This window comes from Acinetobacter brisouisimilis (assembly GCF_000368265.1).
Classification (GTDB): Bacteria; Pseudomonadota; Gammaproteobacteria; order Pseudomonadales; family Moraxellaceae; genus Acinetobacter.
This window is the reverse complement of record NZ_KB851219.1, coordinates 1,671,283-1,685,738: the sequence shown is the minus strand read 5'-3', so window position 1 is coordinate 1,685,738 and position 14,456 is coordinate 1,671,283. Positions and strand designations below refer to the sequence as shown.

At 41.2% G+C, this 14,456-nt stretch carries 12 protein-coding genes; 7 read left to right on the top strand and 5 right to left on the bottom strand.

The genetic code is table 11. The features are described from left to right. Positions 1-88 precede the first annotated feature (88 nt). The gene (gene sucC, locus F975_RS11715; RefSeq protein WP_004753545.1) at positions 89-1,267 is read left to right on the top strand and encodes an ADP-forming succinate--CoA ligase subunit beta; all 1,179 of its coding nucleotides are present in this window, start codon (positions 89-91) and stop codon (positions 1,265-1,267) included. Positions 1,268-1,279: 12 nt separating this feature from the next. Further along, on the top strand, positions 1,280-2,170 hold the full coding sequence (gene sucD / locus F975_RS11710; protein ID WP_004753540.1) for a succinate--CoA ligase subunit alpha: 891 nt from the start codon (positions 1,280-1,282) through the stop codon (positions 2,168-2,170). A gap of 340 nt (positions 2,171-2,510) precedes the next feature. Here the strand turns inward: sucD and trpS are convergent, their stop codons facing one another. Continuing rightward, a complete protein-coding gene (trpS, locus tag F975_RS11705) occupies positions 2,511-3,524 on the bottom strand; it encodes a tryptophan--tRNA ligase (RefSeq protein WP_004753538.1) in 1,014 nt (337 codons plus the stop codon). A gap of 183 nt (positions 3,525-3,707) precedes the next feature. On the opposite strand from trpS, the gene F975_RS11700 reads away from it, so the two are divergent. The 4 genes from F975_RS11700 (at position 3,708) to F975_RS11685 (ending at position 7,663) form a co-directional block, all read left to right on the top strand. Beyond that, positions 3,708-4,616, top strand: a complete 909-nt coding sequence (locus F975_RS11700) for a DUF808 domain-containing protein (protein ID WP_004753537.1) — start codon at positions 3,708-3,710, stop codon at positions 4,614-4,616. A 100-nt stretch (positions 4,617-4,716) separates the two neighbouring features. Further along, complete coding sequence (locus F975_RS11695) at positions 4,717-5,562, top strand: CE1 family esterase (RefSeq protein ID WP_004753535.1); 846 nt, start codon at positions 4,717-4,719, stop codon at positions 5,560-5,562. A gap of 241 nt (positions 5,563-5,803) precedes the next feature. After that, positions 5,804-7,303: a cation:proton antiporter gene (locus tag F975_RS11690; protein WP_004753533.1), complete on the top strand. Its 1,500-nt coding sequence runs from the start codon at positions 5,804-5,806 to the stop codon at positions 7,301-7,303. 48 nt (positions 7,304-7,351) lie between these two features. Continuing rightward, the gene (locus F975_RS11685) at positions 7,352-7,663 is read left to right on the top strand and encodes an MGMT family protein (RefSeq protein ID WP_004753531.1); all 312 of its coding nucleotides are present in this window, start codon (positions 7,352-7,354) and stop codon (positions 7,661-7,663) included. Positions 7,664-7,980: 317 nt separating this feature from the next. Here the strand turns inward: F975_RS11685 and greA are convergent, their stop codons facing one another. The 3 genes from greA to carA all read right to left on the bottom strand — a co-directional run bounded on the left by greA (position 7,981) and on the right by carA (position 12,935). Further along, positions 7,981-8,457: a transcription elongation factor GreA gene (greA, locus tag F975_RS11680; RefSeq protein ID WP_004753529.1), complete on the bottom strand. Its 477-nt coding sequence runs from the start codon at positions 8,455-8,457 to the stop codon at positions 7,981-7,983. A 90-nt stretch (positions 8,458-8,547) separates the two neighbouring features. Continuing rightward, the gene (gene carB / locus F975_RS11675; RefSeq protein WP_004753526.1) at positions 8,548-11,781 is read right to left on the bottom strand and encodes a carbamoyl-phosphate synthase large subunit; all 3,234 of its coding nucleotides are present in this window, start codon (positions 11,779-11,781) and stop codon (positions 8,548-8,550) included. Positions 11,782-11,795: 14 nt separating this feature from the next. After that, on the bottom strand, positions 11,796-12,935 hold the full coding sequence (carA, locus tag F975_RS11670) for a glutamine-hydrolyzing carbamoyl-phosphate synthase small subunit (RefSeq protein WP_004753524.1): 1,140 nt from the start codon (positions 12,933-12,935) through the stop codon (positions 11,796-11,798). A 321-nt stretch (positions 12,936-13,256) separates the two neighbouring features. On the opposite strand from carA, the gene F975_RS11665 reads away from it, so the two are divergent. Then, positions 13,257-13,874 (top strand): hypothetical protein, encoded by a 618-nt coding sequence (locus tag F975_RS11665; protein ID WP_004753523.1) that lies wholly within the window; start codon positions 13,257-13,259, stop codon positions 13,872-13,874. 41 nt (positions 13,875-13,915) lie between these two features. On the opposite strand, the gene F975_RS11660 is transcribed toward F975_RS11665, so the two are convergent. After that, positions 13,916-14,452 carry a DOMON-like domain-containing protein gene (locus F975_RS11660; RefSeq protein WP_004753521.1) on the bottom strand — a complete coding sequence of 179 codons (537 nt, stop codon included), beginning with the start codon at positions 14,450-14,452 and terminating at the stop codon, positions 13,916-13,918. Between the last annotated feature and the right edge of the window lie 4 nt (positions 14,453-14,456).

The window sequence follows — 14,456 nt, the reverse complement described above, 5'->3', positions numbered from 1 at the left end:
ATTAGACTTCAGCATGATGCTGTCGTAGCTCGCTTATCGAGATGTATTTTAAAAAAAAGTACATGCAATAAATATAAAAGGTACACAAATGAATTTACATGAATACCAAGCCAAGGCGTTACTTAAGAAATATGGTTTACCTGTTCAAGAAGGTATCTTAGCAACATCTCCCGATGAAGCCGTTGCAGCCTATAAAAAACTGGCTGGCAAATTTGCAGTCATTAAAGCACAAGTACATGCGGGTGGGCGTGGTAAAGCAGGCGGTGTAAAAGTTGTTAAATCCAAAGATGAAGCTGCCGAATATGCAGGGCAAATTTTAGGCACACGTTTAGTCACTTACCAAACTGATGCTTTAGGTCAGCCTGTCAATAGCGTACTGGTTTGTGAAGATGTTTATCCTGTAGAGCGTGAATTGTATTTGGGAGCAGTTGTTGACCGTTCATCACGTCGTGTCACCTTTATGGCATCTACTGAGGGTGGTGTCGAAATTGAGAAAGTGGCTGAAGAAACCCCTGAAAAAATCATTAAAATCAGTATTGATCCTTTAACTGGTTTATTGCCATTTCAAGCGCGTCAGGTCGGTTATGCATTACAGTTAAAAGATGAACAGATTGATAGTTTCACTAAACTGATGCAAGGCGCGTATCGTGCATTCGTTGAAAATGATTTTGCATTGTTTGAAATCAACCCACTATCTATATGTGAGAATGGTGAGATTTTGTGTGTTGATGCCAAAATTGGCATTGATTCTAATGCTGTATATCGAATCCCTGAAGTTGCGGCACTACGTGATAAAACTCAGGAAAATGAGCGTGAACTCAAAGCATCTGAACATGATCTGAACTATGTTGCACTTGAAGGCAATATTGGCTGTATGGTCAATGGTGCAGGGTTAGCGATGGCAACCATGGACATTATTCAGCTTTATGGTGGAAAGCCTGCCAACTTTCTAGATGTTGGTGGTGGTGCAACCAAAGAACGCGTGATTGAAGCGTTTAAAATTATTTTGGCAGATCATTCTGTTGAAGCTGTATTAATCAATATTTTTGGTGGGATTGTACGTTGTGACATGATTGCTGAAGCGATTATTGCAGCAGTTCAAGAAGTAAATGTCAGTATTCCAGTGGTGGTTCGCTTAGAAGGTAACAATGCTGAGCTTGGTGCAAAAATTCTGGATGAATCGGGGTTAACCCTCATTTCGGCTAATGGTTTAGCCGATGCAGCACAGAAAGTGGTTGCAACATTACAACAAGATCAGAATCACTGAAGGAATATTGCTATGAGCGTGTTAATTAATAAAAATACAAAGGTTTTGGTTCAGGGCTTTACAGGTAAAAATGGGACATTTCACTCCGTACAGGCATTAAATTACGGCACAAAAGTTGTGGGTGGGGTAACGCCAGGCAAGGGCGGTCAGACGCATCTTGATTTACCTGTATTTAATACCATGCAAGATGCCATGCGTGAAACACATGCAGATGCTTCAGTGATTTATGTGCCTGCACCCTATGTACTGGATTCAGTTGTAGAAGCAATTGATGCTGGAGTGGGTTTGATTGTCGTTATTACGGAAGGTGTGCCAACTTTAGATATGCTCAAAGCCAAACGTTATTTGGAAACTTGTGGGCAAAATACGCGTCTGATAGGGCCAAACTGCCCAGGTATCATTACACCTGAACAATGTAAGATCGGCATTATGCCAGGGCATATTCATCGGGCGGGACGTATTGGAATTATTTCCCGTTCAGGAACTTTGACTTATGAAGCGGTTTCTCAGACCACAAAACTCGGTTTAGGTCAGTCAACTTGTATAGGGATTGGTGGAGACCCGATTCCTGGTATGAATCAGATTGACGCTTTAAAACTATTTCAGGATGATCCAGATACCGATGCAATCATTATGATTGGTGAGATTGGAGGGACTGCTGAAGAAGAAGCAGCGGAGTATATTCAGTCTAATGTGACTAAACCTGTGGTTGGCTATATTGCAGGGGTTACTGCGCCAAAAGGCAAACGCATGGGGCATGCAGGTGCGATTATTTCTGGCGGGAAAGGTACTGCCGAAGAGAAATTTATGGCATTTGAAAAAGCTGGAATCGCTTATACTCGTAGCCCTGCGGAAATTGGTACAACCATGCTCGAAGTTTTAAAAGATCAAAAACTGATTTAAATTAAAATTTTAGACTGATTTTAAAATTCAAGTTTTTACGGGTTAGAAACTTGAATTTTTTTATGCAAAACCAAAATTTAGATAAAAAAATACGCAATGGTTGGGGTGACCACTGCGTAGAACAACGAAAAACTGAAAACAGTTCCGTAAAATGGAGAAATGTCATTTAGCTGTAACAACTAAACGCTATAAGAGCAGTATATAAAAAAGCTGACTAAAATAATAGGCTTTTACGCAATTTAACTGTTAAATAACGTAAAAAAATGACGCTTTTTGTTGCATGTTTTGCACATTTTTAACAAAAATGGTCACTTTTGGTCACGATTTTTTGTCGTAATGCTCAAAAACGGAACATTCCAAGCCCATCTTTTACTTCATCTAGTGTCGTTTGAGTAATGACCTGACACTTTTGTGTACCCGCTTTCAAAACATCCATAATATAGTCAGGATCTTTAGAAAGTTCATTACGACGTTCACGGATTGGTGCAATCAGTTCTTTTAAAATACCTTCAAGGCGTTTTTTCACTGTGCCATCGCCTAAACCACCACGACGGTAGTGAGCTTTCAATTCTTCAAGTTCTTCTTTATTTGGATCGAAGGCATCTAAATAAGTAAACACCACATTGCCTTCAACTTGACCTGGGTCTTCAATGCGCAAGTGATTTGGGTCTGTATACATTGCATTCACTGCTTTTTTGATGTCTTTGTCTGTGGCATTTAACACAATCGTGTTGCCCAAAGACTTGGACATTTTGGCTTTACCATCGAAGCCAGGCAAGCGTCCTACATTGGATAACAGTGCTTTACATTCTGGTAGTAAATCACGTCCGATCTGGCGGTTAACACGACGTACAATTTCGTTAGTTTGTTCGATCATTGGAATCTGATCTTCACCAACAGGCACAACAGTTGCTTTAAATGCAGTAATATCAGCAGCTTGAGCAACTGGATAGCATAAGAAACCTGCAGGAATATCGCGCTCGAAACCACGCATTTGAATTTCTGATTTAATGGTTGGGTTACGCTCTAAACGTGCCACAGTCACGAAGTTCAAATACAGCATGGTGAGTTCATTTAATGCTGGCAGATGTGACTGAACGCAAATCGTGGTTTTACTTGGGTCAATACCAACAGCCAAGTAATCTGTAGCAACTTCGATGACATTGCGACGGACTTTTTCAAAGTTATCGGCATTGTCAGTTAGGGCTTGTGCATCGGCAAGTAAAATGTGCTGATGATGCGTGTCTTGTAAGCCCACGCGTGAACGTAGTGAGCCAACAAAGTGACCTAAATGCAGTTGTCCAGTTGGTCGGTCACCTGTCAAAATAATTGGGCGTTGATCTGCTGTTGTCATGAGATATCCTAAACGCTGTGCTTTGATCGTTTTTTAAAAATGCATTTATTGTAAGGCATAAGCGGAACGATGTCTTATGACAAAACTAAGCAATTGCTTAAGATTGTTGGTTTTCATGCATCAACATGCTGAAAAATACAAAAACACTTTACAATATTGGAAAACCTTCATACTGGATAATATATGGCAAGTAGCCTACTGCTGTTATTAGATGATATTGCAACGTTACTCGATGATGTTGCCTTAATGAGTAAAACTGCAGCACAAAAAACCGCAGGTGTTTTAGGGGATGACCTTGCGTTGAATGCTCAACAGGTTACAGGTGTTAAAGCCGAGCGTGAATTACCTGTGGTTTGGGCTGTAGCGAAAGGCTCATTATTAAATAAATGTATTTTGGTGCCCGTGGCACTGATTGTCAGTATTTTTGCTGCTTGGTTAATTAACCCTTTATTGGTGATAGGTGGGTTGTTTCTGTGTTATGAGGGTATGGAAAAGGTGCTGCATAGCCTACATACCAAGAAACATACCGACGTCAGTGAAATCCCTGAAATGCCGGATGATCTGGTGGCCTATGAAAAAGATAAAATTAAAGGAGCAATCCGTACCGATTTTATTTTATCAGCTGAGATTGTGGTGATTACCTTAGGCACAGTGGCAACAGCAACTCTGATGAATAAAGTCATTGTCATGAGTCTGATTGCGGTGGTGATGACGCTGGGTGTATATGGACTGGTTGGTCTGATTGTCAAAATTGATGATATGGGTTTGTATCTGACTCAGCAAGGTAAGGCATGGCAAACACGTGTTGGCAATTTGCTGTTGGCATTTGCTCCTAAACTGATGAAAGCCTTGTCTATTATAGGAACCATCGCGATGTTTTTGGTGGGTGGCGGCATTATTAATCATGCTGTTCCGTTTGCACATCATTTGACTGAGCATGCGACCAATCAGGCAGAAGTTATTCCAACTGTTGGGCAGATTATGGGAAGCATCACTCCGATAATGTTAAACATGGGTTTGGGCATCATTGCTGGGGCAATCGTTCTTGCTGGAGTTACCGTATTGAGTAAAATTTTCACAAAAGCCAGTTAAGGAACGGGATGTTGTTATGGAGTGGTTCGATCATGGCTTGCATACACAAGACCTGTCAGCCTGCGATACTTTTCAACATGCTTTATAGTGAGTAAATCCTATGCGTTGGCTCAGTTTGTTTGTTGGGTGTTTAAGTTGGGTATTGTCGGTTTACGCTGTTGCACAGCAACCGATTGAGCAGCAGATCTTGGTGCAAGGTATACAACGCCAGTACCTTGTACTTGATGCACATCGCCAGAAACCTGCGCCGCTGGTAATGGTGTTGCATGGTGGCGGTGGCAATGCATCACGAATGTTGCAGCGCTGGCAGTCAGTTGCTCAACGTGAAGGCTTGATTGTGGTTGCACCAAATGCAGAGAAAGCGACATGGAATGCACTAGGTTGTTGTGGTGATGCCCAACAGCAGCAAAGTGCTGATGTGGCGTTTATTCAGGCGATGCTGAAAGAAGTTGAGCAACGAACTTCGGTTGATCAACATCGTATTTATGTGGTTGGTTTTTCAAATGGCGGTATGCTGACTTATCAATTGATCGCACAGCAGCGAGCACCTTTTGCAGCTGCGGCTGTGGTTTCTGCTGCGATGTTTGCTCAGCAGCCACAACCTAAGACTCCATTACCTCTATTGATTGTACATGGCATGCAGGATCAAGTTGTTCCAATGATAGGTGGAATGAGTCAAGTCCGTTTTGTGGCACGTGCCCAGACGCAAGCCTTTTTACCACTCAATCAAACCATTGATATCTGGAAGAAGACCAACCAATGTCAGGCAAAAGACCTAAAATCAAATACAGTAGCATTTGAATTTTGGCAGTACCATGCTTGTAAAGCAGATTTACAGGTGTATTTACTGAAATCTAAGGGACATACGTGGTCAACAGTAGAAGATGCAGATGGTATTGACACGACTCAAGTTATTTGGGATTTTTTAAAGCAGCATCATCACTAATGAATTAATTATTTGAAATATAAAAATATTTTATTTATCAAAAATTTTTTTGATTTTGTGGCGTAGTTTTTTTATTTCATTTTTAGTCTAAAAAGGTGTAAAAATTTCCATTTATATGTGTGATTGTGTGGTATTTTCCCCAAAAATAACAAAAAATATGTAAAATGATTCAGACGTCTTTTTTCGTCGCAGAGCTTTTATTTATGTAAAAACAAAATCAGTCTAGTGATATAGGGGGCTTATGGGTAGTTATTTTATTTTACAGGTCTTTACAGTTATTTTTGCCCTATCTATTGCAACCACAATTTTCAACAAACGTATTTTAGGTTTTCCTCAAGCGATTGGTGTGCCTATCGTATCGGCAATTCTTGTCTTTATTTTACAGTGGGGTGCAAGCCTGCTGAGTGGTAATCATTTTATTACCATTAATATTCATAATATTGAAAATGCAGTTCGCCACATCGATTTTTATGATTTTTTAATTAATGGCGTGATTTGTTTTATTTTAACGTCGTCAGCATTAAAGTTTAAAATTTCTGATTTGCGTAATCACTGGAAACCGATCAGCATTTTGGCCAGCATTTCACTAGTACTGTGTGCGGTCTTTTTTGGTGGCATGCTATTTGGTTTTCAGGCGTTGATCGGACATCCTGTGCCAATTGCCATACTATTATTGTTAGGCTCGGCTTTGGGGGCAACTGACCCGATCGGGATTAAAAGTGTACTCAGTTCAGTACGTGCACCGCATCATCTGATTGTAAAACTTGAAGGTGAATCACTGTTTAATGACGCGATGTGTATTGCTGTATTCATGACTTTGTTGAATGTGATTCAGGGTAAAAACTTTACGCTGATTGGCACATTAGAAACCTTGCTGTATGAAATTGTTGTCGCGGTCTTGATCGGTTGGGCGTTTGGGCAAGGAATTTTACGTTTACTGCGTGGTAAACATGAACCAGAGTCTCTCATTTTGACTACGGCACTGTTGGCATGTGGTTCATACTTGGTGGCGTTATTTGCCCATGCTTCAGCGCCGATTGCCTGTGTGATTGGTGGGTTGATTGTTGGTAATCGCTGGCAGGAAATTCTATCTGAAACCGCAACTCGCGAAATTAATCATTTTTGGCATACGGTAGAGGGAATTATTAATTCATTCCTGTTTACTTTAATTGGTCTGGAATTATTTATTTTGGATTTGAATGCCAGCATGATTCTGGGTGGGATAATTGCGTTTATTGTGCTGCATATTTCCCGTTTTGCTGCCAATTTTTTATCTTTTGCCTGCTTCCCAAGTTTTCGTAGGAATAGTTATAACGGCAGTCTGACAATTTTAAGCTGGGGTGGGGTACGTGGTGGTCTATCACTGGCTTTGATTTTGGCAGTGGCAAACCATCCTACTCTTAGTCCTTATAGTAGTATTCTGATTGGCTATACTTTTATTGCGGTGCTACTGTCAGGTGTGGTCTGTGGTTTAGGATTGCCTGCGGTAATGAATGCATTTTATTATAATCCGCATGAAGAAACGGAAGGGTTTAAGGGCTGGTATCAGCGTTTGTGTCATAAAATGAATCGCAAGGGTATGAAGTATATTGTCGGGGAAGATGCCAATGGCAATGAAACCATTACTGTGTATAACCCTGAACAGATTGCTGATGTGAAAGCGGATGATGGTGTGGCTGCTTTATATGATCCAAGCAAGATGACAGAGCGCAACCTGCTAGAAAACCCTCACAATTTCTAAGTGTTAAAGCCATCTTTAAGATGGCTTTTTTTATCGGAGAGACTTCTTATGCAAGTCGAGTTGTATCGCCAGATTCTAGAAGTGGTTGCGCGTATTCCACAAGGAAAAGTGGCCAGTTATGGACAGGTGGCTAAAATGGCAGGTTTGCCACGACATGCCCGATTGGTCGGGAAAGTTTTGCAGAGTCTTGAGGAACACAGCGATATTCCCTGGCATCGTGTTGTGAATGCACAAGGTAAAATTAGTCTGAGTCAGACCAATGCTCAAGGAGAAAATCTGCAAGCCATACGCTTGATTGATGAAGGGGTAGTTGTTATGGATGGTCGAATTAAATTAAAAATATATCAGTGGGGAAATTGAGATTGAGTGTAATCTAAAATGCTTTTAAGCAATATAAAAATATGGGAAAACAAGAGTCATTTGATCAATATATACATCATTCAGCTAGTTTAAGCAGCCGTTAACATACGGGCAGATTTGACTGTTTATCAGGCTAGAAGGGCGGTCATTAAAATAATTGTTTTGATTCAGATGGGTTTACCATAAACCAAGCGCAATCATATTCCTTTCGTGTTTATTCTCGCTGGTAGATACCAGCAATCCTTACAGGGTTCTTTTGAAGTTTATGCTGAAGTAATAAGTTAAAAAAAGGAAGTACTTTGTACTTCCTTGATTTTTTATAGATATTCTACGTTAACAATTTCGTATTCTACTTCACCCTGAGGTGTAACGATTTTGACTTCATCGCCTTCATTTTTGCCTAGAAGACCACGGGCAATCGGTGAATTCACTGAAATTTTATTGATTTTAAAATCTGCTTCGTCATCACCTACGATTTTATAGGTTTTACGTTCTTCTGTATCTAGGTTTTCAATGGTGACCGTTACCCCAAACACAACGCGACCATTTTGCTCAAGATCATTCACATCAATCACTTGGCAAGCGCCGAGTTTACCTTCGATGTCCTGAATACGACCTTCACAGAAACCTTGTTGTTCACGAGCAGCATGATATTCTGCATTTTCTTTTAAATCGCCATGTTCGCGCGCTTCAGCAATTGCTTGAATAATACGTGGACGCTCAACAGTTTTTAAATGCTGTAATTCTTTCTCTAAAGCTGCTTTGCCCTCAGGCGTCATTGGATAACGTTGCATTTTAGTCCCTCTAAATGAAATGGGATAATACCGTTTAAAAAAAGAAAAATCCCGCCACCGATTAGGTGACGGGACTTATCGGATCAGGAATTAACTTAACTTTTGTAAATCTTGCAAGCGATATACATCCATTGGTAATTGGATCGCAAAGGCTTGGCAAACTGCTTCTGCACCGCTAATCGTTGTGGTGTAGTACACTTTACCTTGTAATGCCGCACGGCGAATTGCAGCAGAGTCATACTGCGCACGTTTGCCTTCAGTGGTATTGACAATAAGGTGTATTTCACCATTTTTCAAGCGGTCAACAATATGTGGACGACCTTCAGTGACTTTGTTTACACGCTCACACTCAAGACCAGCCTCGCTGAGTACTTTATATGTACCAGAGGTTGCAACCAGTTTGAAGCCATATTCAACAAAGCGTTTTGCAATATCAACCACGTGTTCTTTGTCTGAATCACGAACAGACAAGAATGCATGTTTAACTTCGCCTTCGGTAGGTAAGCCTGGTAAGCGTTCATTTGAGCCTAAAACAGCTTTATAGAATGCTTCACCAAAAGATTTACCAACGCCCATCACTTCACCTGTAGATTTCATCTCAGGTCCAAGCATTGGGTCAACACCAGGGAATTTAGCAAATGGGAATACCGCTTCTTTGACAGCAAAGTGAGTCGGAATAATCTCTTTGGTAAAACCTTGAGATTCTAAAGACTGACCAGCCATACAACGAGCAGCAACTTTCGCTAAAGATTCGCCAATACATTTAGATACGAAAGGAACGGTACGTGATGCACGAGGGTTCACTTCAAGGATATAAATGTCGTTGCCTTTGACTGCAAACTGGACGTTCATCAAGCCGATAACACCAAGTTCTTTTGCCATTGCAACAGTTTGACGGCGCATTTCATCTTGGATTTCTTGAGAAAGCGAGTATGGCGGAATCGAGCATGCAGAGTCACCAGAGTGAATACCCGCTTGTTCGATATGCTGCATGATACCTCCAATCACGACATCTTTACCGTCAGATACGCAGTCAACGTCAACTTCGATTGCTGAATCTAGGAAGTGGTCAAGCAAAACAGGCGCTTCATTAGAGGCCTGAACTGCTTCACGTAAGTAACGTTTCAACTCATCTTCGTTGTACACGATTTCCATCGCACGGCCACCAAGTACATAAGATGGACGAACAACCAGTGGATAACCCACTTTTGCAGCTTCAGAAATACCTTGTTCAGCAGATTTTACAATGCTGTTACTTGGTTGACGAAGTTGTAGACGTTGAATCATTTGTTGGAAACGTTCACGGTCTTCTGCACGGTCAATTGCGTCAGGAGATGTACCGATAATTGGCGCACCAGCTTCTTCTAAAGCACGAGCCAATTTAAGCGGAGTTTGACCACCGTACTGTACGATAATACCTTTTGGCTTTTCAGTACGTACGATTTCAAGGACATCTTCCAAAGTGATCGGTTCGAAGTACAAGCGATCTGATGTGTCATAGTCAGTAGAAACTGTTTCAGGGTTACAGTTCACCATGATGGTTTCATAACCGTCATCACGCATTGCAAGCGCCGCGTGTACACAACAGTAGTCAAACTCGATACCTTGACCAATACGGTTTGGACCGCCACCAATCACCATGATTTTGTCACGGTTTGATGGGTTGGCTTCACATTCTTCATCGTAAGTTGAATACATGTAAGCTGTGCCTGATTCAAACTCGGCTGCACACGTATCCACACGTTTGTAAACTGGATAAACACCCAGATTCCAACGCTGCTTGCGGAATTGTTTTTGTGAAATACCCATCAAGTTTGCAATACGTAAGTCAGATAAACCTTTACGTTTGAATGAACGGATATTGTCAGCAGTTAAGTCACCAAAGCCTAAAGATTTCACTTGAGCTTCAGTTTTAATGATGTCTTCGATTTGAATCAGGAACCAACGGTCAATCTTGGTTGCTTCAAACACGTCATCAAGAGTAAAACCATGACGGAAGGCATCTGCAATATACCAAATACGCTCAGGGCCTGGGACTTTAAGCTCTTTAAGAATTTTATCTTTCGCGCCTTCAGCACCAATAGCAATTTGCTCATCAAAACCACAAACGCCAACTTCAAGACCACGAAGTGCTTTTTGTACTGATTCTTGGAAGTTACGACCAATCGCCATCACTTCGCCCACAGATTTCATCTGTGTAGTCAATACAGGTTCAGCTTGAGGGAATTTCTCAAAGTTGAAACGTGGAATTTTGGTCACGACATAGTCGATCGCAGGTTCAAATGACGCAGGTGTTACACCGCCAGTGATGTCATTTTTAAGCTCATCAAGGGTATAACCAACCGCCAATTTCGCAGCAATTTTTGCAATCGGGAAACCAGTTGCTTTAGATGCAAGTGCAGATGAACGAGAAACACGAGGGTTCATCTCGATCACAACCATACGACCATCTTTCGGGTTAATACCGAATTGAACGTTTGAGCCACCTGTTTCAACGCCGATCTCACGAAGAACTGCAATCGATGCGTTACGCATGATTTGATATTCTTTGTCAGTGAGTGTTTGTGCAGGTGCAACGGTGATTGAGTCACCCGTGTGTACGCCCATTGGGTCGAAGTTTTCAATCGCACAGACAATGATACAGTTGTCGTTTTTGTCACGAACAACTTCCATTTCGTACTCTTTCCAACCAATCAAAGATTCATCAATCAATAATTGTTTAGTTGGAGAAAGGTCGAAACCGCGTTCACAAATTTCAATAAATTCATCTTTGTTGTACGCGATACCACCACCTGAACCACCCATCGTGAATGATGGACGAATGATCACAGGGAAGCCAAAACGTGATTGAATTTCTAAGGCATGTTCCATGCTTTCTGCAACATCGGCACGAGGACATTCAAGTCCGATTTTGCGCATCGCAATATCAAACAATTTGCGGTCTTCGGCTTTTTCAATCGCTTCTTTGCTCGCACCAATCAATTCAACATTGTATTTTTCTAAAATACCATGTTCATCAAGTGCAAGTGCGCAGTTCAATGCTGTCTGACCACCCATTGTAGGGAGAACAGCATCTGGGCGCTCTTTCTCAATGATTTGTGCAACAGTTTGCCAAGTGATTGGCTCGATGTAAGTTGCATCTGCCATTGAAGGGTCAGTCATAATGGTGGCTGGGTTAGAGTTCACCAAAATAACGCGGTAGCCTTCTTCACGAAGTGCTTTACAGGCTTGTGCACCAGAGTAGTCAAACTCGCAGGCTTGACCAATCACAATTGGACCAGCACCAATAATTAAGATGCTTTTAATATCCGTACGCTTAGGCATTATTCGCTCCTTAATTACTTCTTAGCGGCTTCGATAAGTTCGATAAAATGGTCGAACAGTGGAGCACAGTCATGTGGACCTGGGCTAGCTTCAGGGTGACCCTGGAAGCTGAACGCTGGTTTGTCTGTGCGGTGGATACCTTGCAACGTACCATCAAACAACGATTTATGCGTTGCTCTTAAGTTGGCTGGTAAGGTGTCTGCATCGACTGCGAAACCGTGGTTTTGCGAAGTAATCATCACTGTACCCTTTTCAAGGTTTTGTACAGGATGGTTTGCACCGTGGTGACCATGACCCATTTTGATGGTTTTTGCACCAGAAGCGAGGGCAAGAATTTGATGACCTAAACAAATACCAAACACGGGTAAATTTGTCGTTTCAACAATAGTTTTTACAGCTTCAATTGCGTAATCACATGCCGCTGGGTCGCCAGGACCATTCGACAAAAATACGCCATCAGGATTTAATGCCAGAACTTTTTCTGCAGGAGTCTGTGCAGGTACAACGGTCAATTTACAACCGCGGTCTGCAAGCATACGTAAGATGTTGGTTTTGACACCGTAGTCATATGCAACGACATGATATTTTAATTCAGGTTGTGAAAAGCCTTGACCCAAAGCCCATGAACCTTCAGTCCATTCAAAGCCAGTTGGATCGCAACATTCTTTGGCAAGGTCTAATCCATTTAAACCGCCAAATTCACGTGCTTTTGCCAAAGCTTGTTCTTCAGTAATATTTTCACCAGCAAGGATGCAACCGTTTTGTGCACCTTTGTCCCTTAAAATACGTGTTAATTTACGGGTATCAATATCTGCAATTGCAACAACATTGTGCTGTTTTAAGTACTCAGCCAAAGATTGTTCAGCACGGAAATTGCTATGTAATAATGGGAGATCGCGAATAATCAAACCGTTCGCCCATACCTTATGGATACGACCCGATTCAGAATCTTCTGCGTTACAACCCGTGTTTCCGATATGTGGATAAGTTAAAGTCACAAGTTGCTGTGCATAACTCGGGTCAGTAAGAATTTCTTGATAGCCAGTCATGGCTGTATTAAAAACGACTTCACCAGTCGTACATCCCGTAGCGCCGATAGAGGTACCTTTAAAGATAGTTCCATCTGCGAGGGCTAAAATGGCGGGGGTGCTCAAACCAAAGCTCCTGAATTTTAAGCTGTAAAAAAGCGAGTAGACATAAAAAAAGATGGCTGCCTAAAAACACGCCCTCCTTTGGTCTGCTCGCTTGTAACTTAAAAACATATTGTACGCATCTAAGTAGATAAAGTCCACGTATTTATAAATAATCAATCAGGCGCAAGCATTGTGCTAAACAATCACATTGTATGGCAAAAAAAGCAATGTCATTATGTGAGAATTCGTGAATTGTTAGACAATTTTGTGGTGAAAAAAACGACAGTTTGTTAGATTGAAAAATATCAACAAATAAATATCTTTGTGAAAAGGAGTTAACTCATGGCGACAAAAACACCGCTACAAGAAAAAACAGAACAGCTGGAACAAGCCGTAACAGATGTCAAAACCAAAGTCGAAGGCAAAGTTCAAGAGGTTAAAGCCAAGGTTGAGGATAAGGTTGAAGACGTTAAAGTCAAGGTTGAGAGTAAGGTTGAAGATGTTAAAGCCAAAGTTGAGAGTAAGGCTGAAGCTGTCGAAGTAAAATTTGAGGCAGTGAAAGAAAAGGCTGCTGAACAGGCTGCCCAGCTTGAAGCAGAAGCTAAAGAGGCTGGAGCATCATTTCAGGAGCAAGTTAAACAATTGAAAGAGGACTTCCTTGTTCGTTTTAATGATTTTCGGGATAAATTCACTTTGTCACAAGACGATCTTATCGAACTAAAAGAAGTGATAAAAATTGAATTTGCATCTATTGTGGAAGAATTTTCTAAACTTTCAAAAGAAGTTAAAGACGATGTTTCACAGCTTTCTACAAAACACAAAGATCATGTAACTGAAACTTTGCAACGTACAAAAAACAATGCAGTAGAAGCATGGCATAAGGTGAAAGAAGTTGATGAGAAAAAAACGACTGAAGAAGAGCCTGTAAAAAAAGAGAAAGCAACAGAAGACGTGAAATAAAATCTGAAAGGAACAACGGGTAAAAATGCCCGTTGTTCTATTTAAAAAGTATGAATCCAGTCATGTTTATTGTGAAAGTCAGGCTGCGGACTGCTGTGCTGCATAGCGTAAAAATGCATGCCTTGTTTTGTATCGAGTATCGCAGTTAAACCAATAAATAAGTCATGCCATTTCAGTTGATGTTTTTGCATAAACTGAGTTAAATCAAGTGTGGCGCTCAGCCCATAATGTGTGCGCTGTAACCCGATAAGCTCAATATCGTGTGCCATTTGCGGCGGCATATCTTCTGGATAGCGATATTCTTCAAATTGATAACATTGCCAAGCTTGGGATGGAGATAGGTTTATTTCACGATAATAATCTTCATTTTGAACCCCAATAAACAGCTCAAAACAAGTCTTCTCCCAAAGAAAATCTTGTCGAGGATGTGCTGTTTCTAGGCTTGGCCAGTTGATCAGTTGTAAGGGGTCACGTAGCCAAAAGCCAAGATTTAAAGTGTAAGGTGCCTGATACTCAAGTGCACCAACCAAAGAAATCTCATGAAAACGTTGAAAAGCTTGTAGCTCGTAACTGGCCATACCA

What these genes read in the sequence shown, in the direction of transcription:
- sucC (WP_004753545.1), top strand. Translation starts at nt 89, where the DNA reads ATGAATTTACATGAATACCAAGCCAAGGCGTTACTTAAGAAATATGGT.
- carB (WP_004753526.1), bottom strand. Translation starts at nt 11,781, where the DNA reads ATGCCTAAGCGTACGGATATTAAAAGCATCTTAATTATTGGTGCTGGT.
- F975_RS11700 (WP_004753537.1), top strand. Translation starts at nt 3,708, where the DNA reads ATGGCAAGTAGCCTACTGCTGTTATTAGATGATATTGCAACGTTACTC.
- F975_RS11685 (WP_004753531.1), top strand. Translation starts at nt 7,352, where the DNA reads ATGCAAGTCGAGTTGTATCGCCAGATTCTAGAAGTGGTTGCGCGTATT.
- greA (WP_004753529.1), bottom strand. Translation starts at nt 8,457, where the DNA reads ATGCAACGTTATCCAATGACGCCTGAGGGCAAAGCAGCTTTAGAGAAA.
- F975_RS11690 (WP_004753533.1), top strand. Translation starts at nt 5,804, where the DNA reads ATGGGTAGTTATTTTATTTTACAGGTCTTTACAGTTATTTTTGCCCTA.
- F975_RS11665 (WP_004753523.1), top strand. Translation starts at nt 13,257, where the DNA reads ATGGCGACAAAAACACCGCTACAAGAAAAAACAGAACAGCTGGAACAA.
- trpS (WP_004753538.1), bottom strand. Translation starts at nt 3,524, where the DNA reads ATGACAACAGCAGATCAACGCCCAATTATTTTGACAGGTGACCGACCA.
- F975_RS11660 (WP_004753521.1), bottom strand. Translation starts at nt 14,452, where the DNA reads ATGGCCAGTTACGAGCTACAAGCTTTTCAACGTTTTCATGAGATTTCT.
- sucD (WP_004753540.1), top strand. Translation starts at nt 1,280, where the DNA reads ATGAGCGTGTTAATTAATAAAAATACAAAGGTTTTGGTTCAGGGCTTT.
- F975_RS11695 (WP_004753535.1), top strand. Translation starts at nt 4,717, where the DNA reads ATGCGTTGGCTCAGTTTGTTTGTTGGGTGTTTAAGTTGGGTATTGTCG.